At 74.1% G+C, this 22,375-nt stretch carries 21 protein-coding genes; 12 read left to right on the top strand and 9 right to left on the bottom strand.

The features are described from left to right. Positions 1–44: 44 nt before the first annotated feature. From ACIBW6_RS20945 to ACIBW6_RS20930, 4 genes are all read left to right on the top strand, one after another. Positions 45–1,259 carry a cation:proton antiporter gene (locus tag ACIBW6_RS20945; protein WP_399061668.1) on the top strand — a complete coding sequence of 405 codons (1,215 nt, stop codon included), beginning with the start codon at positions 45–47 and terminating at the stop codon, positions 1,257–1,259. Positions 1,260–1,314: 55 nt separating this feature from the next. Then, complete coding sequence (locus ACIBW6_RS20940; RefSeq protein WP_399061666.1) at positions 1,315–2,556, top strand: glycosyltransferase; 1,242 nt, start codon at positions 1,315–1,317, stop codon at positions 2,554–2,556. An 82-nt stretch (positions 2,557–2,638) separates the two neighbouring features. After that, positions 2,639–3,637, top strand: a complete 999-nt coding sequence (locus ACIBW6_RS20935; RefSeq protein WP_399061664.1) for a hypothetical protein — start codon at positions 2,639–2,641, stop codon at positions 3,635–3,637. A gap of 5 nt (positions 3,638–3,642) precedes the next feature. Then, positions 3,643–3,987 (top strand): DUF6233 domain-containing protein, encoded by a 345-nt coding sequence (locus tag ACIBW6_RS20930; RefSeq protein WP_399061662.1) that lies wholly within the window; start codon positions 3,643–3,645, stop codon positions 3,985–3,987. Between the two features lie 46 nt (positions 3,988–4,033). On the opposite strand, the gene ACIBW6_RS20925 is transcribed toward ACIBW6_RS20930, so the two are convergent. Both ACIBW6_RS20925 and ACIBW6_RS20920 read right to left on the bottom strand, forming a co-directional pair. Next, a complete protein-coding gene (locus ACIBW6_RS20925; RefSeq protein WP_399061660.1) occupies positions 4,034–5,047 on the bottom strand; it encodes an MASE1 domain-containing protein in 1,014 nt (337 codons plus the stop codon). A 71-nt stretch (positions 5,048–5,118) separates the two neighbouring features. Further along, positions 5,119–5,943: a PP2C family protein-serine/threonine phosphatase gene (locus tag ACIBW6_RS20920; protein ID WP_399061658.1), complete on the bottom strand. Its 825-nt coding sequence runs from the start codon at positions 5,941–5,943 to the stop codon at positions 5,119–5,121. A 118-nt stretch (positions 5,944–6,061) separates the two neighbouring features. Between ACIBW6_RS20920 and ACIBW6_RS20915 the strand changes: the two genes are divergently transcribed. Beyond that, a complete protein-coding gene (locus ACIBW6_RS20915) occupies positions 6,062–7,330 on the top strand; it encodes an ROK family protein (RefSeq protein ID WP_399061656.1) in 1,269 nt (422 codons plus the stop codon). A gap of 38 nt (positions 7,331–7,368) precedes the next feature. Here the strand turns inward: ACIBW6_RS20915 and ACIBW6_RS20910 are convergent, their stop codons facing one another. From ACIBW6_RS20910 to ACIBW6_RS20895, 4 genes are read right to left on the bottom strand one after another with little or no spacing between them, the layout of a single operon-like run. Continuing rightward, complete coding sequence (locus tag ACIBW6_RS20910) at positions 7,369–8,772, bottom strand: GH1 family beta-glucosidase (protein WP_399061654.1); 1,404 nt, start codon at positions 8,770–8,772, stop codon at positions 7,369–7,371. A gap of 8 nt (positions 8,773–8,780) precedes the next feature. Further along, complete coding sequence (locus ACIBW6_RS20905; RefSeq protein ID WP_399061652.1) at positions 8,781–9,611, bottom strand: carbohydrate ABC transporter permease; 831 nt, start codon at positions 9,609–9,611, stop codon at positions 8,781–8,783. A 5-nt stretch (positions 9,612–9,616) separates the two neighbouring features. Further along, positions 9,617–10,561 (bottom strand): carbohydrate ABC transporter permease, encoded by a 945-nt coding sequence (locus tag ACIBW6_RS20900; protein WP_399061650.1) that lies wholly within the window; start codon positions 10,559–10,561, stop codon positions 9,617–9,619. Positions 10,562–10,577: 16 nt separating this feature from the next. After that, entirely contained in the window at positions 10,578–11,852 is a 1,275-nt protein-coding gene (locus ACIBW6_RS20895) for an ABC transporter substrate-binding protein (protein ID WP_399061648.1), read from the bottom strand. Between the two features lie 322 nt (positions 11,853–12,174). Between ACIBW6_RS20895 and yicI the strand changes: the two genes are divergently transcribed. After that, the gene (gene yicI, locus ACIBW6_RS20890) at positions 12,175–14,403 is read left to right on the top strand and encodes an alpha-xylosidase (protein ID WP_399061646.1); all 2,229 of its coding nucleotides are present in this window, start codon (positions 12,175–12,177) and stop codon (positions 14,401–14,403) included. Between the two features lie 43 nt (positions 14,404–14,446). On the opposite strand, the gene ACIBW6_RS20885 is transcribed toward yicI, so the two are convergent. Both ACIBW6_RS20885 and ACIBW6_RS20880 read right to left on the bottom strand, forming a co-directional pair. Beyond that, positions 14,447–14,875, bottom strand: coding sequence for a DUF3618 domain-containing protein (locus ACIBW6_RS20885; RefSeq protein WP_399061644.1), 429 nt, complete (start codon positions 14,873–14,875; stop codon positions 14,447–14,449). After that, complete coding sequence (locus ACIBW6_RS20880; protein WP_399061642.1) at positions 14,872–15,309, bottom strand: phage holin family protein; 438 nt, start codon at positions 15,307–15,309, stop codon at positions 14,872–14,874. The genes ACIBW6_RS20885 and ACIBW6_RS20880 overlap by 4 nt, the downstream gene beginning before the upstream one ends. 212 nt (positions 15,310–15,521) lie before the next feature. Here ACIBW6_RS20880 and ACIBW6_RS20875 point away from each other — a divergent pair, with 212 nt between their 5' ends. From ACIBW6_RS20875 to ACIBW6_RS20865, 3 genes are all read left to right on the top strand, one after another. Next, positions 15,522–16,037, top strand: coding sequence for an SRPBCC family protein (locus tag ACIBW6_RS20875; RefSeq protein WP_399061640.1), 516 nt, complete (start codon positions 15,522–15,524; stop codon positions 16,035–16,037). Between the two features lie 171 nt (positions 16,038–16,208). Then, positions 16,209–17,942, top strand: coding sequence for a SpoIIE family protein phosphatase (locus ACIBW6_RS20870; protein ID WP_399061638.1), 1,734 nt, complete (start codon positions 16,209–16,211; stop codon positions 17,940–17,942). An 86-nt stretch (positions 17,943–18,028) separates the two neighbouring features. After that, on the top strand, positions 18,029–19,150 hold the full coding sequence (locus tag ACIBW6_RS20865; protein WP_399061636.1) for an ABC transporter substrate-binding protein: 1,122 nt from the start codon (positions 18,029–18,031) through the stop codon (positions 19,148–19,150). Between the two features lie 15 nt (positions 19,151–19,165). Here the strand turns inward: ACIBW6_RS20865 and ACIBW6_RS20860 are convergent, their stop codons facing one another. Next, positions 19,166–19,675: a 2'-5' RNA ligase family protein gene (locus ACIBW6_RS20860; protein ID WP_399061634.1), complete on the bottom strand. Its 510-nt coding sequence runs from the start codon at positions 19,673–19,675 to the stop codon at positions 19,166–19,168. A gap of 157 nt (positions 19,676–19,832) precedes the next feature. Here ACIBW6_RS20860 and ACIBW6_RS20855 point away from each other — a divergent pair, with 157 nt between their 5' ends. Genes ACIBW6_RS20855 through ACIBW6_RS20845 form a run of 3 tightly spaced genes read left to right on the top strand, consistent with a single transcriptional unit; the run spans position 19,833 to position 22,343 of the window. Beyond that, entirely contained in the window at positions 19,833–20,234 is a 402-nt protein-coding gene (locus ACIBW6_RS20855; RefSeq protein WP_399061632.1) for a BatC protein, read from the top strand. Beyond that, positions 20,231–21,436 (top strand): cupin domain-containing protein, encoded by a 1,206-nt coding sequence (locus ACIBW6_RS20850; protein ID WP_399061630.1) that lies wholly within the window; start codon positions 20,231–20,233, stop codon positions 21,434–21,436. Before ACIBW6_RS20855 ends, ACIBW6_RS20850 begins: the two co-directional genes overlap by 4 nt. A 10-nt stretch (positions 21,437–21,446) precedes the next feature. Then, the gene (locus ACIBW6_RS20845; RefSeq protein WP_399061628.1) at positions 21,447–22,343 is read left to right on the top strand and encodes a sucrase ferredoxin; all 897 of its coding nucleotides are present in this window, start codon (positions 21,447–21,449) and stop codon (positions 22,341–22,343) included. The last annotated feature ends 32 nt before the right edge of the window (positions 22,344–22,375 follow it).

The raw sequence follows: 22,375 nt of genomic DNA, 5'->3' as shown, positions 1-22,375 counted from the left end.
CGAAGGTCGAAGCAGTATCCGGCGCGCGACGAGCGGGGGACGGTGTGGGCCAGGCGGGAACGCTCATCCTGATCATGGCAGCGGCCGTCCTCGCTCCGCTCCTGGCGCACGGGGCCGGCCGCTGGGCGCGGATCCCGCTGGTCATCTTCGAGATCGTCCTCGGCATCCTGCTCGGCCCCGACGTGCTCGGCTGGGCGCACGGCGGCGAGGTCATCGACGTCCTGTCCGATCTCGGCCTGTCGATGCTGATCTTCCTCGCCGGGTACGAGATCGAGTTCGCCGAGGTCCGCGGGGACACGCTGCGCCGCTCGGTGTGGGCGTGGCTGCTCTCACTGGCGGCGGGGCTCGCCCTGGCGCTGGCGCTGACCGGGGGCGACCCGGCCCGCAGCGTGATCGTCGGCACCGCGCTGACCAGTACGGCGCTCGGCACGGTGCTGCCGATCCTGCGCGACAGCGGTGACCTGGAGGGCCGCTTCGGCACGGTGATGATGGCGTTCGGCGCGGTCGGCGAGTTCGGGCCCGTGATCGCGATGGCGGTCCTGCTCAGCGGCCGCGCCCCGGGGGCCTCCACGGTCGTCCTCATCGCCTTCGGTGTGATCACGGCGGGGGCCGTACGGTGGGCGCTGCGCCCGCGTCCGGTCTGGTTCGGGGAGGTCGTCCGCGCCACGCTGCACACCAGCGCGCAGTTCGCGGTCCGCTTCGTGATGCTGCTGCTCGTCGCGATGCTCGCGCTGTCGCAGGCCCTCGGACTCGACGTCCTGCTGGGCGCCTTCGCCGCGGGGATCCTCACCCGGCTCGTGCTGCACAGCTCGGCCCCGGAGAGCAGCGGGGAGGTGCTGGCGAAGGTGGAGGCCATCGGCTTCGGCTTCCTCATCCCGCTCTTCTTCATCGTGACCGGCATCGAGTTCGACCTGTCGTCGCTGCTCTCCGGCGGTCGTGCGCTCGCGCTGCTCCCGGTCTTCCTCGTGCTGTTCCTGCTCGTCCGGGGGCTGCCGGCGTACCTGCTGGCGCCGCGGGACCTGTCCGCGCTGAGCCGCCGGGCGCTGACGGTCTACTCCGCGACCTGCCTGCCGCTCGTGGTGGCGATCACGACGATCGGCGTGGACGCGCACGTCCTGCCGGAGAGCGACGCGGCCGCCCTGGTCGGCGCGGCGATGATCTCCGTGCTGCTCTTCCCGCTGGTGGCGATGCGGCTGCGCGCCCGCGCGCGGGACGTACCACCGCGGCTGCCCCGGTCGACGGGCACGGAGAGCTGGTGAGCTGAGGGAGCCGGACCCGGGCGGTCCCGCGGACGGTCTCTGACATGCTGTGCCGATGCGGGTACTGATCGTGACGGCGGGCAGCTGGGGCGACGTCGCCCCGTACACCGGCCTCGGCGTGCGGCTGCGCGCCGCGGGTCACGACGTGGCGGTGGCCACGCACGCGCGGTTCGAGGAGGCGGTGACCGCCCACGGGCTCGGGTTCCGGGCGCTGCCCGTCGATCCGCGGCAGGAACTCGCCTCGGCGCAGGGCCAGCGCCTCGCCCGGGCGGTCGCTCCGCCGGTGGAGATGGCGCGCATCGCCCGGATGGCGCGGGCGTTCATGCCCCGGCTGAGCGCCGGGGTCGCGGACGCGGTGCGGCAGGGCGCCGACGTCGTGCTGAGCTCCACGGTGACCGACCCGGTGTGCGTCACGCTCGGCGAAGCGCTGAGGCTGCCGAGCCTCGGGGTGTACCTCCAGCCGATCCGGCCGACCGCGGCCTTTCCTCCGCTGATGACCGGCGCGCGGTCCTTCGGCGCGTACGGCAACCGGCTGGCCGGTTACGCCCTGTGGGCAGGCTCCGACCGGATCTTCGCCCCTGCCGTCACCGCGCTCCGCCGCGAACTGGGCCTGCCGCGCCGCCCGTTCGGCGGCGTGCTGGGCATGGAGCGGGAGCGGGACGTGCTGCACGGGTTCAGCCCGCGGGTCGTGCCCCGCCCGGCGGACTGGCCCGTGGGGCACCGGGTCTGCGGCTACTGGTGGCCCGCCGTCCCGCCCGGCTGGGAGCCCGAGCGGCGGCTGCTCGACTTCCTCGACGCGGGTCCGCCGCCGGTCTTCGCCGGCTTCGGCAGCTGCGTGACGCCCGACGCGCAGCGGCTGAGCGCCCTGCTCGCCGACGCCCTGCGCCGGGCGAAGGTGCGCGGGATCATCCAGGCCGGCTGGGGCGGCCTGCACGCCGAGTCCGACGACCTGATCACGGTGCGGGAGGTGCCGCACGCCTGGCTGTTCCCCCGCACCGCCGCCGTCGTCCACCACGCCGGCGCCGGAACCACCGCCGCCGGGCTGCGCGCCGGAGTCCCCTCCGTGCCGGTCCCGGTCCAGCTGGACCAGCACTTCTGGGCCGCGCGCCTGCACGCCCTGGGCGTGGCCCCGCGTCCGCTGCGCTTCCAGCACCTCACCGCGGAGCGGCTCACGGCGGCCGTGGCCCGCGCCGTGCGGGACCCGGCCCTGCGCACCCGCGCCCGGGAGATCGCCGCGGTGCTGGCCGGGGAGGACGGCCCGCGGGACGTGCTCGCGACCCTCGACCGGCTCGGCTGACCGGCCGCGGAACCGTCCGGCGACCTGATCATCTCGCGTGTTCGAATTCCAGTTCGATAATGTGGGGGTGGGAGGTGCCGTGATGACCAGGACTGATGATGTGGCGTCGGTGATGCACGTACGGGTACCGGCAGGTCTGGCGGAGCCCGCCTACCGGGCCGTGCTGGAGCTGCTGGCGGAGATCTCGCCCGTCGTGCAGGCCCTGCCGCCCGGCGCCGCCGTGGTGGAGCTGCGGGGCGCGCTGCGCTACTTCGGCGTGCCCGCCGTGCGGCTGTGCGAGCGGGCCCGGGTCCGCTCGCTGGCCCGGCTCTCCGTCGACCTGCGGATCGGGCTCGCGCCGACCTGGGCGCTGGCCGCGACCGCCTCGGCGCGCACTCCCGAGCATGGCGGACTCGTCACGGTCGAACCGGACCGGGTCGGTGACTTCCTCGCCCCGCTGCCGGTGGACGCCCTGCACGGGATCGGGCCGGTGCAGGCTGCCGCCCTCACCGACTACGGCATCCACAGCGTCGGCATGCTCGCCGCCCTGCCCGTGGCCACCGTCCAGCGGGTGCTGGGCGGCCGCGCCGGACGGCTGGCCGCCGACCGGGCGCGGGGCGTCGACCCCCGCCCGGTGACGCCGCGGTCCCTGCCCCTGTCGGCGGCGGTGCGGCACCGCTTCGCACGCCAGGAGACGGACGGCGCCGCCGTCCGCGCCCGCCTGCTCGACCTCGTCGTCCGGCTCGCCGCCACCGTGCGCGCCCGGGAGCAGGTCGCCCGCGGCCTCACCCTGCACCTCGACTTCGCCGGCGGCGCCCACTGGTCGAAGACGCTGCGGCTGCCCGAGGCCTCCGCCCACGACGAGGACCTGCGCGCCGCCGCCTACCGGCTGATGGACCGGGCCGGTCTCCAGCGCGGCCGGCTCGTGGGCCTGCTCGTCCGGGCCGAGGACCTGGTGGCCGCCGGTGCGACAGCGGAGCAGATCACCTTCGACCACGAACGTGAGATGCGGCTGCGCGCCGAGCAGGCCGTCGACCGCGCCAACCGGCGCTTCGGCCACGGCAGCGTCGGCCCCGCGGCGCTGCTGCACAGGGCGGCCTGAGGACCGTGGACACCGAGGGAACGCCGGCCGACCGGCTGGCCCAGCTGCAGTTCCTCGCCCGCGTACAGGAACGCGACCTCGCCCGGACCCGGCGCTGGATCGAGGACGAGGAGCGGCGCCGCAGCGAGCACGCCCGCGGCGAGGCGGCCCGGCCCGAACCGCCGGAGTGGGTGCTGGAGGTCGGCCTCACCGGGCGGGCGGCCGTCTACGTCCACGCGGGCAGCTGCCACATGACCGGCCGGCGCACCCGCCCGCTCACCGCGGACCAGGCCCGTGACGCGCTGCACCACGGCCCGGTCCCCGCCTGCCCGCACTGCCGGCCCGACTCCGCCCTCGGCCTGACCGGCTGAGCCGCCGGCCGCGTGGACCGCCGGGTCGGGGGGCTGCCGTCGACGGCTACGTCCCAGGCGGCCCGTCGGTCTCGGTGTCCACCGCGTGGCTGGCGAACGGTTCGGGCGGGGGCCCGCCGGCCGCGAGGTGTTCGAGCACCTCCGCCAGCTCGTTGCAGGCGTTCTCCACCGAGCGGCGCGTCGCCCGCGCCTCGGCGACCATCGCGGACAGCAGCAGGGCGGTCAGCGCCGCGGCGCCGTTGAACGCCTGGAGCTTGACCATGATCTCGACGGCGGACAGGTGCTCGAAGGCGCCCTGGCGCGCGTTCGCCTCGAACGAGGTGAGCACGGACGCGAACAGCGCGCACAACATGCTCCCCGCCAGCTGGAAGCGCAGGGCCGCCCAGATCAGCAGGGGAAAGACGACGTACAGCAGGCTCAGCCGGCTGATCGCCGCCACCGGGACCAGGACCGCCGCGGCCAGGACCAGACAGACCAGTTCCGTCCAGCCGTTGCGCCGCGGCCGCCCCACCGCCCCCATGGCCACCAGCAGCAGCGGCGTGACCAGCAGGACGCCCATCGCGTCCCCCACCCACCAGGCCAGCCACACCGACCAGAAGTCGCCCGTCTCCAGATCGCCGGTGAGCACCTGCATCCCGACGCCCACGGTCGGGCCGATCAGCATGGCGGTGAGGCCGCTCAGGACGAGCGCCAGCCCGTCCCGCAGCCGCGAGATGTCGAGCCGGAACCCGGTGCGGCGCAGCAGCAGCGCGGCGCAGAGCGGTCCGGCGACGCTGCCGAAGACGGTGACCAGGGTGGTGAGCCGGGGCGTGGTGAGGGAGGCGATGACGAGGAACGAGCCGAGCGCGATTCCGGGCCACACCCGCAGCCCGTACACGAGGAGCGCGACGACGGCGACGCCCGTCGGCGGCCAGATGGGGGTGACCACCACGCCCTCGACGACGAGGCGGCCCAGCAGGCCGAGGCGCCCGGCCACGTAGTAGCACAGCGCCACGGCCAGTGCCTTGAGGACCGGCTCCACGAACAGCCGGTTCGGCCGAGTCACCACCACACCAGCCATCACACACCGGCCGCGGCGGCCCGGCCAGGCGAGCGCCCCTGTCCGTGTGTACGCCCCCGCCCGCCCGGTCGTCAGGACACGGCTGCGTCGTGGCCGACGACGAGGACGGCCGCGTCGTCCTCATGACCCACCGTGTCGGCCAGCTTCATGACGCCGTTGGCGAGGGCGTTGATGCCGAGGCCCGCCCCCGCGGTGACCTCGGCGAGCCGTTTCACCTGGTGCAGGCCGTCGTCGAGGCTGAGCGAGGGCCCCTCGACGACGCCGTCGGTCAGCAGCACGAAGACGCCGCCCTCGGTGAGCCGGTGGCAGGTCACGGGGTACTCCGCGCCGGGCAGGACCCCGAGCGGGGGCCCGCCGTCCCCGTTGTCGATCCCGGACCGCCCGTCGGCGGTGGCCCAGATGTGGGGGATGTGGCCGGCCCGCGCGCACTCCAGGACGCCGCTGGCCGGGTCGAGCCGCAGGAAGGTGCAGGTCGCGAAGAGATCCGAGTCGAGGGAGCCGAGGAGGTCGTTGGTGCGCCCGAGCAGTTCGCCGGGGTCCCCGGTGACCGAGGCGAGGGCGCGCAGCGCCACGCGGATCTGGCCCATGAACGCGGCCGCCTGGATGTTGTGCCCCTGGACGTCGCCGATGGACAGGCCGATGCGGCCGTCGGGCAGGTCGAAGGCGTCGTACCAGTCGCCGCCGACGTTGAGCCCGTGGTTGGCCGGTGAGTAGCGCACGGCCAGCCGGACGCCGGGCGGGTGGGGCAGGGTCTGGGGCAGCATGCCGCGCTGCAGCGCCACGGCAAGCTCGACCCGCGAGCGCTGTCTCGCCGCCAGCTCGCGTGCCTGCGCGGTGAGTGCCCCGAGCCGGGCGAGGAGCTCCTCGCCCGCGTCGGCCGCCCCGATGCGGAACATGCCCTCTACCTTGCCGAAAGAAGGCGGCACCTGCATCTTCCCGCCACCGGGTCCGATGCCCGGGGCCCGCGCTCCGGGATCTTGGCCGGGTCCGGCGTCGCCTAGGCTCGTCACCACGATGAACAGCAACGATGTGGCCATGACCCCGCCCAAGGCGGACAAGGCGACCGTACGCCGGCACAACCTCAGCCTGGTCCTGACCACCGTCCACGACGCGGGCGAGACGACCCGGGCCGCGGTCGCCGCCCGGGTCGGGCTGACCCGGGCCGCGGTCTCCTCGCTCGTGGACCAGCTCCTCACCGAGGGTCTGCTCACCGAGTGGGGCAAGACCTTCAGCGGACAGGCGGGGCGCCCCGGCACGGTGCTGAAAGTGGCGCGCAGCGGGCCCGCCGGGCTCGGCGTGGAGATCAACATCGACGCCGTCACCGTCTGCGTCGTCGACCTGGCGGGCACCGACCGCGTCCGGCTCGTGGAGCGCCGGGACAACCGGGGCGACGCGCCCGCCGCGGTGCTCGCGCAGGCGGCCCGGATCGCGGCCCGCGCCATCGAGTCGGCCGCCGAGCAGGAACTGCGCCCGGTCGCCGCCGAGCTGGCGCTGCCGGGGCTGGTGTCCGGCGGCGCGGTGCGTCAGGCGCCGAACCTCGGCTGGAACCGGGTGGCCGTCGAGGGGCTGTTCGCCCAGGCGCTGACCGCGCTGCGGCCCGCGCACCGCGCGCTGCCGGTCGGCGCGGACAACGAGGCGAACCTGGCGGCCATGGGCGAGCTCTGGTTCGGTGACTGCGCGGGCGGCGACGGCACGGCCCGCGTGCCCAGCTTCATCTATCTGACCGGCGAGATCGGGATCGGCGGCGCGCTGGTCCTGGGCGGCCGGCTGCTGCGGGGCGCCCACGGGTTCGCCGGGGAGATCGGCCATGTCGTGGTGGAGCCGGACGGACCCGCGTGCCGCTGCGGTGCGCGCGGGTGCCTGGAGCAGTACGCGGGCCGGGCGGCGCTGCTGCGCGCGGCGGGGCTCGACGAGGCGACGGGCGCGGCCGGTGTCGCGGAGCTGGCGCGCCGCGCGGGTGCGGGCGACCGGGTGGCGCTGCGGGCGCTGGAGAGCGCGGGCCGCTCGCTCGGCCGGGTCCTGTCGGGCGCGGTGAACCTGATCGATCCGGACGCGGTCGTGCTCGGCGGTGTCTTCCCCGGCTTCCTGCCCTGGCTGGCCCCGGCCGCGGACCGGGAGCTGGCGGCCCGCGTGGTGTCGGGTCTGTGGACGCCGGGCAGCGGACGGCTGCGGGCCGCGTCCTCGTCCGGTGACGCGGCCCGGGGAGCGGCCGCCCGCGGGGTCCGCGAGGTGCTCGCGGACCCCGCGGCGTACGCGGAGCGGGTGGCGGGCCGCTCCCGCTGAGGGACTGTCGTCGGACCCAAGGCCCGTGCGGACGTCGCTCAGGGCCGGTGCGCGGCGATCAGCTCGCGGTACCAGTGGTAGCTGTCCTTCGGGGTGCGCTGCTGGGTGGTGTAGTCGACGCGGACGATCCCGAACCGCTTCGCGTAGCCCAGCGCCCACTCGAAGTTGTCCAGGAGCGACCACACGTAGTACCCGCGGACGTCGACGCCCTGGTCCATGGCCGCGCGCAGCGCCGTGAGGTGGCTGTGCAGATAGCTGACGCGGTCGGTGTCGTGGACGGCGCCGTCCGCGGCGACGGCGTCGTGCTCGGCGGAGCCGTTCTCGGTGATGTGGACGGGCGGCAGCGCGTCGCCGTAGGCGGCCTTCAGGTCGGTCAACAGGTCGGTGAAGGACTCCGGGACGACCGGCCAGCCCATGGCGGTGCGCCGGACGTCCGGGTAGGCCACCTCGGCGTACCGGTTGTCGGTCGCGACGCGCGCCGCCGGGTCGCTCTCGCGGTGGGGCGCGGCGGCGACGACGATGGGCCGGTAGTAGTTGATGCCGAGGAAGTCGAGCGGCTGCGCGATCAGTTCGAGGTCGCCCTCGCGCCGGAAGTCCTGGCCGGTGATCAGCGGCCCCCAGGTCTCCTCGTCCGAGGCCGGGTAGCGGCCCGCGAGGAGCGGTTCGGTCCACACGAGGTTGTGCTGGGTGTCGGCGCGCAGCACGGCGGCGCGGTCGGCCGCCGAGTCGGTGGCGGGGACGTTGCGGTCGAGGTTGAGGGTGATGCCCGCCTCGCGCACCCCTGCCGCCCGCAACGCCTTCATCGCCAGGCCGTGGCCGACGAGCAGGTGGTGGGCGGCGGCGAGCGCGCCGGTGCCCTCCTGTGCGCCGGGGGCGTGCCGGCCCACGGAGTAGCCGAGGAAGGCGCTGCACCACGGCTCGTTGAGGGTGATCCAGCGCGGTACGCGGTCGGCGAGGTGCTCGGCGACGAGGGCCGCGTACTCGCCGAACCGTTCGGCCGTCTCGCGGACGCGCCAGCCGCCCCCCACGGCGGAGCCGCTCCCGGACGGAGTCTCCAGGGCCTGCGGCAGGTCCCAGTGGTAGAGGGTGGCGGCGGGTTCGATGCCCGCCGCCAGCAGTTCGTCCACCAGACGTGAGTAGAAGTCGAGGCCCTTGGGGTTCGCGGGCCCCTTCCCCGTCGGCTGGATGCGCGGCCAGGCGATCGAGAAGCGGTAGGAGTCGACACCGAGGTCGCGCAGGAGCGCCACGTCCTCCGGGTAGCGGTGGTAGTGGTCGCACGCCACGTCACCGGTGTCGCCGCCGTCGGTGCGGCCCGGGGTGTGGCTGTAGGTGTCCCAGATGGAGGGGCCGCGGCCGTCCTCGGTGACGGCGCCCTCGATCTGGTAGGAGGCGGTGGCCGCGCCGAAGACGAAGCCGGGAGGGAAGCTGGGCAGGTCGCTCATGAGTGGCCTTACTTGACGGAGCCGCCGGTGATGCCGGCCGCGATGTACTTCTGGGCGAGGACGAGCAGGACGGCCGCGGGGATCGCCGACAGGACGGACGCGGCCATGACCGAGCCCCAGTCGCCGACGTGGGCGCCGATGTACTGGTAGATGCCGAGGGTGACCGGCTTGACGTCGTCGGTGGTGTTCAGCGTGAGGGCGAACATGAAGTCGCTCCACGCGTACAGGAAGGAGAACAGGCCCGCCGTGATGAGCGAGTTGCGGCTCATCGGCAGCACCACCCGCACGAAGGTGCGCAGCCTGCCCGCGCCGTCGACCTCGGCGGCCTCGATGACCTCCCGGGGGATGGCGACCATGAAGGAGCGCATCAGGACGATGGCGAAGGGGATGCCGAGCGAGGCGTCGGCGAGCATCAGCCCGAAGTAGGAGTTGACCAGGCCGAGGTCGACGTAGGCGCTGTAGAGGGCGTTGGCGATGACGATGCCCGGGACCATCTGGGTGATGAGCGTGCCGAAGACGATGGTGCGGGTGGCGCGCAGCCGGAACTGGGCGAGCCCGTACGCGGCGGGCGCGGCGATCGCGAGGCAGATGGCGACGGCGCCGAGGGCGACGGCGAGGGAGGTCAGCAGGTGGCCGCCCTGCTCCCGGACGGCCGAGGTGAAGCCGGACAGGTCGAGCGAGTGCGGGACGGGCGAGACCTCCAGGAGCCCCGACTCGGGTTGCAGGGCCGTGTTGACCATCCAGTAGAGCGGGAAGAGCATCACGCACAGGATGGCCACGCCGGCGACGGTCGCGCCCCAGCGGCGCTTCGGCGCGGTGGCCTCGGAGACGGCTGCCATGCCGGTCACTTCCCCTCGGAGCGGTTGGCCCGCAGGTAGAACACCGCGAACACGGCGGAGATCAGGATCAGGATGTTGCCGACGACGGCGCCCGCGCCGAAGTCGAGCTGGACGAAGGAGTTCTGGTAGGTCAGGGTGCCCAGCGTCTGGGTGGAGTCGGCGGGCCCGCCGTCGGTCAGGGCCAGGATCAGGTCGAGGATCTTCACCGTCGACATGAAGCCGAGGACGAGGACGACCGTGACGACCGGCTTCAGCAGCGGCAGGGTGATCGAGCGGAAGGTGCGCCAGGCCGACGCCCCGTCCAGGGAGGCGGCCTCGTACAGCTCCTTGGGGATCTCCTGGAGTCCGCCGTAGAGGATGACCATGTTGAACGGGATGCCGATCCAGACGTTCACCAGGATCACGGAGAACAGCGCCATGCCGGGGCTGGTCAGCCACGGGGTGTGGCCGGCGAGGCCGACGGTGTCGAGGAAGGAGTTGAGGACGCCGGTGTCCTGGTCGAGGACGCGGCGCCACACGATGCCGGAGACGACCATCGGCACCAGCCACGGCAGCAGGATCAGAGAGCGCAGGACGCCGCCCAGCGGAAACCTCTTCGTGAAGAAGACGGCGAGCGCGAGGCCGATGCCGAACTGGCCGATCAGCGAGCCGACGGTGAACACGATGGTGTGCCACAGCGCCTTGCCGAAGAGGTCGTCGTGGAAGACCTTGCTCCAGTTGTCGGTGCCGTTGAAGGGCGACTTGCCGTCGAAGAACGTGGACGGCGAGAAGTCCTGGAAGCTCATCACGACGTTGCGCACGAGCGGATAGCCGAAGAAGAGCAGCATGAAGGCGACGGCGGGGACGATGAAGCCCCACTGGGAGAGCGTGCGGCGACGGCGCGTGCCGCGCGGCTTCGCGGCCGCGGTAGGGGCCGGGCGGGCGACGGGGGCCGTGGTGGTGGTCGTCATGATCGCGTACGTCCCCTCAGTTCCCGCTCGTGGCGCGGCTCTGCGCCTTCTTCAGCGCGGCCTCGCTCGACTGCCCGGTCAGCGCCGACTGGAAGGCGCTCTGCAGGGCCAGCGACACCGACGACCAGCGCGCCCCGACCTTCGCGGTCCGGGAGCGGGCGGTGGCCACCTGGTCGGCGAGCGCGTCGAGTTCGGGCACTTCCTTGCGCCACAGCGCGGCGGCCTTCTCGTTGGCCGGCACCATCCAGCTGTTGCGCGCGTAGGAGATCTGCTCCTTCTCGCTGGACATACAGGCGATGATCTTCGCGGCCGTCCGCTGGCGCGCGGTGTCGCCGGTCTTCGGCACGGTCAGCACGGCGCCGCCGAGCGGGCCGACCGACTTCGCGCCGGTCCGCGGGACCGGGATTCGCGCGATGCCCCAGTGCAGGCTCTTCTTGGTGTCGAGGGTCTCGACCTGCCAGGGGCCATTGATCATCATCGCGGCGTTGCCCGCCATGAACTGGTCGTTGACGTCGGCCTGCGTCCAGTTGACCGTCGACCTGGACAGCGAGCCGTCCTTGAGGAGGCCCTTCCAGTAGTCGAGCGCCTGGGCCACGTCCGGCGTGGCGAGGTCGGTCTCGTCGCCGCCGTTGGACCACATGAAGGGGGTGAACTGGAAGACGCCGTCCTCCGCGCCGCCCGCGCTCAGGGCGATGCCGTACTGCTTGCCCCGGGTCAGCTTCTTCGCCGTCTCCCGCATCTCGTCCCAGGTGGTGGGCACGTCCAGGCCCGCCTTGTCGAGGATGTCCTTGTTGTAGAAGAGCGCGAGGGTGTTCACCGTGCGCGCGGCACCGTAGTACGTCCCCTTGTACGAGCCGAAGTCGACGATGCCCTGCGGGACGTCCTTCGTCGACAGGCCGAGGGAGCGCAGGTCGACCAGGCCTCCCGGCTCGGCGAAGGTCGGCATCTCGGAGGCGTCGAACTGGATGACGTCCGGCAGTGACTTCGACGACGCCATCCGCAGCGACTTCGTCATGACCTGCGCGGCGGGCACGCTCTGCTGCCGGATGTCGATGCCGAGCCGCGTGCTGCACCGGCCGAGCGTGGCGGCGTCCCAGCCGTGGTACGAGTCGTCGGTCGAGGAGTTGAGCACGGTGTAGACGTCGTCGTCGCGCTGGGCGCCGCAGCCGGTGAGCGCCGCGGCGGCGACGAGGACGCCGGCGACGGCGAGCGGGGCTGCGGTGCGGCGGGCTCGTCGGCCGGGGCGGCGGCGCCCGGGGCGCGTCGCGTCCGGTGGAGGTACTGCTGTCACGGTTGGTTGCCCTTGCCTGGGAGGGATGGCCGGCCCGGCGGGACTCCGGCGTCCACCGGTCGTTTGTTTTCTCCCTTGACTAATACGCCACTCGGCGTCGAAGCGCTAGACCCCAGGGCCTCGATCACACTCGGCTCACAGCCCGTTACCAGGCACGACAAGCGTCGAAGCGCTTCGACAATCTGCCCTCCGAAGCCTTGCCCTTTTGTTTTCCGTGCGATCAAATGACGTCGGCAGAACCTTCGTGGGCCGGGTCTCACACCCCGTGACCGAGCGGCTGTCCGCCCCACCGACCGAATCACCGCTGCTCCCAGGGAAGAACATGAAGTTCACCGACGGTTTCTGGCTGATGCGCGACGGGGTCGAGGCCTCGTACGCCACCGAGGTCCGCGACGTGCGCGCGGGCGCCGACAGCTTCACCGCGTACGCCTCCGTCAAGCGCGTCGAACGTCGCGGCGACACCCTCAACGCGCCGCTGCTGACCACCGATTGCTTCTCCCCCGCCGAAGGCGTGATCGGCGTCCGCACCACGCACCTCGCGGGCACCCGGCGCCCCGGCCCGGAGTTCGCGCTGGACGGCGCGGAGGCACGTGCCGCCCGGGTCCGCCGGGACGGCGCCGTGGTCGAGCTGACGAGCGGCTCGCTGTCGGTGCGCCTGGACACGGCCGCGCCCTTCGCCCTCTCCTTCCGGGACGCGCAGGGGCGCGAGGTGACCTCGGCGGGCCGCAAGGGCACCGCGTTCTTCACCGGCGGCGACGGCGCCCACCACATGGCCGGCCGGCTGACGCTGGGCATCGGCGAGCAGGTCTACGGCCTCGGCGAGCGCTTCACCCCGTTCGTGAAGAACGGCCAGGTCGTCGACATGTGGCAGGCCGACGGCGGCACCAGCAGCGAACAGGCCTACAAGAACGTCCCGTTCAGCCTGCACCTCTCCCCCACGGGCGCGTACGGCGTGTTCGTGAACCACCCCGGCCGGGTCAGCTACGAGATCGGCTCCGAGGCCGTCGGCCAGATGCAGTTCAGCGTCGAGGACCAGACGGTCGAGTACTACGTGATCGCCGGCCCCACCCCGAAGGACGTGCTGCGCCGCTACACCGGGCTCACCGGCCGCCCGGCCCTCCCCCCGGCCTGGTCGTTCGGCCTCTGGCTGACCACGTCGTTCACCACGCGCTACGACGAGGAGACGGTGACCTCGTTCGTCGACGGCATGGCCGAGCGTGACATCCCGCTGAGCGTCTTCCACTTCGACTGCTTCTGGATGCGCGAGTACCAGTGGTCGGACTTCACCTGGGACCCGGACGTCTTCCCCGACCCGGTCGGCATGCTGGCCCGGCTCAAGGAGCGCGGCCTGCGGATCTCCGTCTGGATCAATCCGTACATCGCCCAGAAGTCGGCCCTCTTCCAGGAGGCCGCCGCCGCCGGCTATCTGGTGAAGAGGGCGAACGGCGACATCTGGCAGTGGGACCTGTGGCAGGCGGGCATGGGGCTCGTCGACTTCACGAACCCCGACGCCTGCGCCTGGTTCCAGACGAAGCTGAAGGTCCTGCTCGACCAGGGCGTGGACTGCTTCAAGACCGACTTCGGCGAGCGCATCCCCACCGACGTGGTGTGGCACGACGGCTCCGACCCGGCGCGCATGCACAACTACTACACGCACCTCTACAACCAGGTCGTCTTCGAACTCCTGGAGAAGGAGCGCGCCGTCGGCGAGGCCGTCCTGTTCGCCCGCTCGGCGACGGCGGGCGGCCAGCAGTTCCCGGTGCACTGGGGCGGCGACTGCTGGTCGTCGTTCGGCGCCATGGCCGAGTCCCTGCGCGGCGGGCTCTCGCTCTCGCTGTCCGGGTTCGGCTTCTGGTCGCACGACATCGGCGGCTTCGAGGGCACCCCGGACCCGGCCGTCTTCAAGCGCTGGCTCGCCTTCGGCCTGCTCTCCTCGCACAGCCGGCTGCACGGGTCCAGCTCGTACCGGGTGCCGTGGGAGTTCGGCGACGAGGCGGTCGACGTGGCCCGGACCTTCACCAAGCTCAAGCACCGGCTCATGCCGTACCTGTACGGCGCCGCCGCCGAGGCCCACGGGGCGGGGGTGCCCCTGATGCGGCCCATGATCCTGGAGTTCCCGGACGACCCGACCGCCCGGTCCCTGGACCGCCAGTACATGCTCGGCCCCGACCTGCTGGTCGCGCCGGTCTTCTCCGCCGAGGGCGACGTCGAGTTCTATCTGCCGGCGGGCACCTGGACCCATCTGCTCACCGGCGAACGGGTCCAGGGACCGGCCTGGCGCCGCGAGACGCACGGCTACGACAGCCTGCCGCTGTACGTGCGCCCGGGCGCGGCGCTCCCGTTCGGGGCCGACGAGCAGCGCCCGGACGGCGACTGGACCACCGACCTGACCCTGCTCCTCGCTCCCGGTGCGCGGGACGTGACGGTCACCGTGCCGGACCTGCACGGCCGCCGGGCCGCCACCTACCGGGTGACGCGGGACGCGGCCGGGGCCGCCGTGGCACAGCCGTCGCCCGACGGCGTCCCGGCGCCCCGGATCAGGGAGCTGTGACCCGGGGTGCGCGCGCCGCCGGGCTCCCGGCCCGGACCTGCGGCTACTTCTTCTTGCGGCGCAGCAGGACGTAGGCGGCGACCACGGCCGCGCCGGCGGCGACGAGCGCCTTGCGGTTGTCGCGCACCGACTCGGGCGCCTTGTCCTGCCAGACCTGCTGCGCCTGGGCCGCCTTGGCCTTCACCTGCTCGGCGGTGAGCGCCGCCTTGTCCTTGGCCTCGTCGGGCAGCCGCTCCTGGAGCGAGTGCACCGCCTCGGAGGCCTTGGCCTTGGCCTGCGCCGTCAGCTCCGAGGCCTTCGCCGTCGTCTGCTCCTTGAGGGCGGCCGCCTTCTCCTGCGTGCGGGCCTTCACGTCCGTCTTGTCGGCCAGCGCCTGCACCGTGTCACCGAGTTCGTGCCGGGTCTGCTCGACCTGCTCGCGCAGTTCCTCGGTGCTGGTGGCGGTGGGCTCGTCGTGGGGCGGCTGCGTCATCGCTTGGCACTCTCCTTGATCTCGGCCACGTCGGCCTTGACACTGTCGATGGTCTGCTCGGGGGTGGGCGGGGCGGCCTGGGTGACCTGTTTCTTGCCGGTCAGCGCGAGCACGGCGGCGATCACACCGAGCACCACGGTCACGATCAGCGCGGCGGCCCAGACGGGCAGCGGCACCGCCAGCCCGGCGATCGCGGTGGCGACCAGCGCCTGCAGCGTCAGGAAGCCGACGAGACCCGCCCCGCCGAAGAGACCGCCGCCCTTCCCGTACCGCTTGCCCTTCTCCTTCATCTCCGCCTGGGCCAGCCGCATCTCGCCGCGGACCAGCTCGGTCAGCTGCTGCGAAGCACGCTGGACCAGCTCGCCCACGGGCTCCTCGGTCCCGCCGGGCTGGGCCGCCGCGCGCCCGGACCCCTGCCTGACTGTCTCATCCATCCTGGGCCTCCTTTCCGTGGCGACCGCGTACCCCCGAATCCGCGAAAGCGACACCCGCGGAACGTGCAGACCCTGTGATCATCGGCGATACGGGGGCCGCCGCCCCTCGGCGCAAGCGTGTGCGATGCTCCTACTCACCAGTAGCCTGGCGTCCCGGTGGCGCCGCCGGAGCTGCGCGTACCAGCAGCGCGTACCAGTGGAGAAGGATTCCCGTGGCCCGAGTGTTCACCGTGAGCAGCAGCATCGTGATCGGCGTGTCCGCGTCCGCCGCGTACGCGGCGGTCAGCCGTCCCGAGGACATGGGCCGGTGGAGCCCGGAGAACCGCGGCACGACGCGGGACTCGCCCACCGGTCCGGTCGCCGTCGGCACCACGTTCGTCGGCCGCAACAAGCGCGGCGCGTTCCGGTGGGTGACCCGGTGCACGGTCACGGCGGCCGAACCGGGCCGGCGCTTCGCGTTCCGCGTCCACGCCATCGGCCGCCGCCGGCCGTCCCTGCGCGCCCCGATCGCGACCTGGGAGTACCGCTTCGAGGAGACGGGCGCCGGTACCCGCGTGACGGAGACGTGGACCGACGACCGGCGCTCCTGGCCGGCGTTCGTGGCCGCCGCCTTCGACCGCGTCGTCACCGCGGGCACGACGTTCGCCGCCTTCCAGCAGCGCAACATCGAGCGGACCCTGCGCAACCTCAAGCGCGAACTGGAGGCGGACAGCGGCGCGCGTCGCTGAGGAGGCGCACGCCGCCCCGGCCTGGCCTCGGGCAACCCTGCCGTCCCCACCACCGCGCGGCGCGCCCCTCCCACTGGCCGGAAGCGGCGCGGCCCCGCGGGCTTGACCTACCGGGATGTGGGTAACCAGTCTTGTCGCACCGCAGCGTCGAAGCCAGCACCGAGGACACGCATGGACGTCGCCGACAACGGCTTGGGGGGCAGAGCCGCCCGCAGTGACGAGGGACGCCCCGGCGCCGCGCGGCGCGGAACCGTGCTGGACGAGCTGGCGGTGGCCGCTCTCGTCATCGACGACGACGGCCTCGTCGTCGCGGCCAACGACGCGGTCCAGGCCCTGCTGGGCACCGAGCACGACGAGCTCGTCGGCCACGACGCCCACGACCTGCTCCACCGCGACGAGCACGGGCAGACCGTGCCGCGCACCCGCTGCCGGCTGCGCAAGTCGCTGCTCACCGGGCGCACCGAGCACGGGAACGCGGAGTGGTTCGCCCGCAAGGACGGCTCCGTCCTGGAGTCGTCCTGGCTCGTCACGCCCTACCAGTACGCCGCGGAGGCGTCCGGGGCGCTCGTCCTGCTGTACGGGCCGCAGCGCGAGACCCGGCCCGCGTACGACGCCGGGGTCCCGCCCCCGCTGACGGAGCTGGACCGGCTTGCCCTGCTGGCGGAGACGACCACCCAGCTGACCTCCACCCTGGACGTCGGGGAGGCGCTGCGCCGGCTGGCGTCCCTGACCGTGCCCCGCCTCGCGGACTGGGCCGTGATCGACCTCGTCACCGAACGGGGCGAGGTGCGGCGCGCGCTGGTCATGGAGCACCGGGACGGCACCCTCGTCGAGCGCGACGACCTGCAGGGCCCCATGCCGCCGGTCCCCGAGGAGTCGCCGATGCCGCTGTCCCGGGCGCTGCGCGGCGCCGCCTCCTCGCTGGCCACCATCCGCACCTACCAGGGCCCGCCCGACTCGGGCATTGCCGTCGAGCAGCTGCGGCTCTTCACGACGACGGGCATGCACAGCGCCGCGATCGCCCCCGTCCGGGGCCTGCGCGACGTCCTCGGCGCGCTGACGCTCGGCCGCTCGCACCACCCCGACCCCTTCACCGCCGCCGACCTGCCGCTGCTGGAGGACGTCACGCGCCGGGCGGGCCTGGCCCTGGACAACGCCCGCCTGTACGAACGCCAGCGCAAGGTCGCCGAGACCATGCAGCGCCACCTGCTCCCCCAGCTCCCCACCGTCCCCGGCATGGCGATGCGGGCCCGCTACGTGCCCGCCCCGGACGCCTCCGCCGTGGGCGGCGACTGGTACGACGCGTTCGCGCTGGCCGACGGCGCCCACGCGCTGGCCATCGGCGACGTCGTGGGCCACGACCTGGACGCCGCGGCCGGGATGGCGCAGGTCCGCAACATGCTGCGGGCCTTCGCCTGGTCGCAGGGGCAGGTCGCGCCGAGCGCCGTCGTCACCCAGCTCGACGAGGCCATCCGGCACATCGTCGAGGCGTCCATGGCCACGATGATCCTGGGCCGGCTCGTGCGCGGCGACGACACCACGTGGCGCCTGCACTGGACGAACGCGGGCCACCCGCCGCCGCTGCTGATCCACCGGGACGGCCGGGCCCGCTACCTCACCGACGCGCACGGCCTGCTGCTCGGCACGGGCGTCACCCGGGCCCGCCCCGACGCGGTCACCGTGCTGCCGCCGCACTCCACGCTGCTCCTGTACACCGACGGACTCGTCGAGAGCCCCCACCGCTCCATCGACGACGGCCTGGAGCGGCTGCGCCGGCACGCGGCCTCCCTCGCCCGCCGCCCCCTGGACTCCTTCTGCGACGCGCTGCTCGAAGAGGTCCGCCCGGACGACAACGACGACGACGTCGCCCTGCTCGTGCTGCGCACCCCCGCCACCCAGGACTGAGCGGACGCCCCACCCGGGCCCGGCGGTACCTTTCGTGCGCGCTGTCGCGCACCGCCCACGAAACCGCCCACGAAAGACGCCGCCTCATGCCACACGCAGCAACACCGCCCATAGCGACCCGACCTGACGGCTCGTCCGTGCGCGTCGGTGTCCTCGCCCCGCTGTCCCGGCCCGGCTGGGACGAGGCGGGCCGCCACCTGCTCGCCGGTCTGCACCTGGGCGTCCGCGAGGTGGACGCCGCGGGCGGCATCGACGGCAGGCCCCTGGAACTGCTGGTCCGGGACACCGCGGCCGACCCCCACAGGGCCGAGGCGGCCGTCGACGAACTGGCCGCCCTCGGCGTGGCCGCCCTGGCCGGGGAGTACCACAGCGTCGTCGCGCGCGCCGCCGCCGCCCGGGCCGACGCCCTCGCGCTGCCGTTCCTCTGCTCGTCCGCGGTGCTCGACGACCTCACCGACGGTCCGACGCCGTGGGTCGCCCGTCTGTGCCCGCCGCAGTCGCGCGGCTGGCGCGTCTACGCCGACCTCCTCCTCGACGCGGGCCACCGCCGCATCGCCGTGGCGGCGCAGGGCAGCGTCTACTGGGCGGCCGGAACCCGCATCCTGCGCGATCAGGTGGGCGCGCGCGGCGGGACCGTCGACGAACTCGACCTGAGCGCCCTCGCCCCCTCGGCGGTGTGCGACCGGCTCGCCGCGCGGGGTGCGACAGCGCTCCTGCTCCTGGCTGGACACCCGGAACCGGCGGTGTCGCTCGTCAGGGCGGTCCGCGGCGACGCGCGGCTCGCCGAGGTGCTGATCGGTGCTCCGGCGGGGCAGCCGGAGTTCAGTGACTGGCCGTGGCACCTGGGCGGCGACGGCGCGGCGATCCCGTTCCTGCGCTACCTGCCCGAGCGCCTGAACCCCCTCGGCACCCGCGTCGGGGCCGAGCTGCGCGCCCGGCTCGGGCAGGCGCCGTCCTTCGTCGCCTTCGAGGGGTACGACACGGCGCTGGTCCTCGCCGCGGCGCTGCGGGCCGGCGGCGCCGACCGGGCGCGGACCGCCGCCGCCTGGCCGGACGTCGCCGTGGAGGGCACCCGGGGCCGGATCCGGTTCACCCGCACGCCGGGGATCGGCGTCTGGCAGTGGGCGGGGGCGCCGATCCAGGTCGCGGACCGCGACCCGGAGGCGCCCGGCCGCTTCCGGGTCCTCAGGGCCGTGCCCGCGAACTGAGAGGGGCGCCGCTCCTCACGGTTCGAGCGGCAGGGCGGCGAGGCGCTGCCACCCGGTGGCGGTGAGGGCGACCGCGTGCAGGGCCGTGACCTCGGTACGGATCGGCAGCCGCGGCCCGATGCTGCGGGCGATGTCGGCGGCGGTGCCGGGCTCGGCGTCCAGGGCCACGGTGACGTGCACGGGCGGGTCCTGGCCGAACCGGCCGCCGTACGGGACCCGCTCCGGGTACGCCGTGCGCACGGCCGTGGCCAGGTCCCGGAGGCCGGGCACCGGGATGCCGACGAAGCCGCCGGTCTGTTCGACCGTGTCCAGCCGGAGCGGGACGCGGCCGGCGGGGAGCGCGGCCCGCAGCCGGTCGAGTTCCGCGCCGTCGACCCGGTCGGCGGGGAGCCACGGGTAGAGCAGCGCGGCGTGCGCCGGAACCCCCGGGCGCACCACACGCTCGTCCCGCCCCGCGGCCAGCTCCAGCAGTGGTTGGGCGGCAGGCAGCAGCGCCATGACCGCGGTCGTTCCCAGGTGAGCCATGGGTCCTCCTTTCCGTCGGCAGCATGCCATGCGGGCCGGGCCGGGCGGGCCCCTCCGGTTGCCGGTGCGGGGCGGGTGCGCGAGTTTGTTAGGGATCGAGGGGGTTTGGACCGGTACCGCCCGCTCACTCCCCGCTGTGCGCTTCTCAGGAGGAACCATGACCAACCCCGAGCAGGACGCGAACGAGCACGAGGGCCCCGCGGACGGCGGAGCGGCGGGTACGCCCGGCGTCCACGACGGCGGCGCGGACGGCGGAGCCGAAGGCCCCGCGGACGGCGGAGCGGCGGGTACGCCCGGCGTCCACGACGGCGGCGCGGACGGCGGAGCCGAAGGCCCCGCGGACGGCGGAGCAGCCGGTACCCCCGGCGTCCACGACGGCGGCGCCGACGGCGGAGCCGAAGGCCCCGCGGACGGCGGAGCAGCCGGTACCCCCGGCGTCCACGACGGCGGCGCGGACGGCGGAGCCGAAGGCCCGGCCGACGGCGGAGCAGCCGGTACCCCCGGCGTCCACGACGGCGGCGCCGACGGCGGAGCCGACACGTCCGGCAGCGGCATTTGAGCACTCCCCCCCTCACCCTTCAGGACACCGACGCTCTCGCGGGCGCCGGTGTCCTCGAAGCACGCCTGACCGGCCTCGGCCGGGAGGAATTCGCCCGTGACATCTGGGCGCGCGTGCCACTGCTCGCGCGCGGGGCGAGCGACTTCTCCGACCTGTTCTCCGCGTCCGCCGTGGACGAACTCGTCTCGCGCCGCGGCCTGCGCACGCCGTTCCTGCGCGTCGCCAAGGACGGGGCGACACTTCCCGACGCGTCGTTCACCGCACCCGCCGGCGTCGGCGCGACGGTCGGTGACCAGCTGGATGACACGGCCCTGTGGCGCAGCTTCGCCGACGGCGCCACGCTCGTGCTCCAGGCGTTGCAGCGCACGTGGGACCCGGTCGCGCAGTTCACGTCCCGGCTCGCGACGGAGCTGGGGCATCCGGTGCAGGCCAACGCGTACGTCACGCCACCGCAGAACCGCGGGTTCGACGCCCATTACGACGTCCACGACGTGTTCGTCCTCCAGGTCGCCGGGGCCAAGCGCTGGGTCATCCATGAGCCCGTGCTCCGCGATCCGCTGCGCGACCAGCCGTGGACCGAGCACCGCGCCGCCGTGGCCGAGGCCGCCGCGGGCCGCCCGTACATCGACACCGTGCTGGAACCGGGTGACGTCCTCTACCTGCCGCGGGGCTGGCTGCACGCCGCGCAGGCGCAGGGTGCCGTCTCGATCCACCTGACGCTCGGCGTCCATGCCTGGACCCGGCACGCGCTGGCCGAACAGCTCACCCGGGCTGCGCTCGCCCTGCTCCGCGACGACCCGCGGATGCGCGGCTCGCTCCCGCTCGGGGCGGACGGACCGGGCGACGACCTCCGGATCGTCCGCGAACATCTCGCCGCGGCGCTCGCGGAGGCCGATCCCGCCCCGCTCTTCCACCGAACCCGGCGGGGCCAGGCCCGGCCGGCGCCGCTGGGCCCGCTGGCGCAGCTCGCGGCCGTCGACCACCTCACCCCCGACACGCCGGTCCGGCTGCGCGGCGCGCTGGAGGCCCGCCTGGAGGGCCGCCGCCTGACCACCCGTGTCGGCTGGCTGGACTTCACGGAGCGTGAACTGCCGTCGGTGGCGCGGCTCCTCGACGGTGCGGTGCACAGCGCGGGCCGGCTGGGCCCCGACCTCGTCGACCGGCTGCTGCGCGCGGGCGTGCTGGTGCCCGCGGCCCGGTGACGAGGCCGCGGTGAGCGGGGCCGGGCGGTTCTTCTGCGCCGACGCCGCCGGAGCCCGCGGCGATCCGCTGGCGGGCACCGCGCCGTACGGCTCGGTGTGGGTCCTGGTCGAGTATCCGGGCGGCTGGCCGCCGAACGGTTTCGACGGCCTCGACCTCGACCCGCGGGTCAAGGAAGTCGTGTTCGGCGCGGCCCAGGCGGTACGGGCGCGCATCCTGCTGATCCGGCGGCACGGCCGCCGCGCCGCCGAGGGCCCGCGGCGCTGGGCGGTCCTGCGGCACGGGATCAACGGCGCCTACCGCCAGCGGTGGGGCACCTGGGACCGGGCGGAGGAGCTGACCGGGATCGTCGATGCCCTCGACGCGCCCGGCGATCTCGGACACCCGCCCGTCGTCCTCGTCTGCACCCACGGGCTGCACGACGTGTGCTGCGCCGTCCGCGGGCGGCCCGTCGCCCGCGCGCTGAGCGGGCGCTGGCCGCAGCTGGTCTGGGAGTGCACCCACGTGGGCGGTGACCGGTTCGCCGCCAACGTCGTCCTCGCGCCCGACGGCGTCTACTACGGCCGGCTCGACGCGCGCTCGTGCGTCACTGTCGTCGAACAGCACCTGGCCGACCGGATCCACGCCGACCATCTGCGCGGCTACACGGACCTCTTCCCGCCGCAGCAGGCGGCGCTGGCGGAGGTGCTGCGCCGCTTCGGCCCGGCCGGCCGGCACACGTACGCGGTGGAGGCGACCACCCGTGACCACGACCGCTGGCGCATCCGCCTGGCCGGGCAGGCACCCCGGCCGGTCTCCTTCGACGTCGAGGTGCGCTCCCACCATGCGACGCCGACGCTGCTGACCTGCCGCGGACGGTCGGCGAGCGCGGCCGTCTCCTACGAGATCACGTCCCTGCGCACCGGCTGAGGGCCGGGCCGCACCCGCCCGGCCACGCCGCA

Source organism: Streptomyces sp. NPDC049813, from assembly GCF_044465085.1.
Taxonomy (GTDB): domain Bacteria; phylum Actinomycetota; class Actinomycetes; order Streptomycetales; family Streptomycetaceae; genus Streptomyces.
The sequence above is the reverse complement of the archived record's forward strand: the minus strand, read 5'-3'. Positions and strand labels throughout refer to the sequence as shown.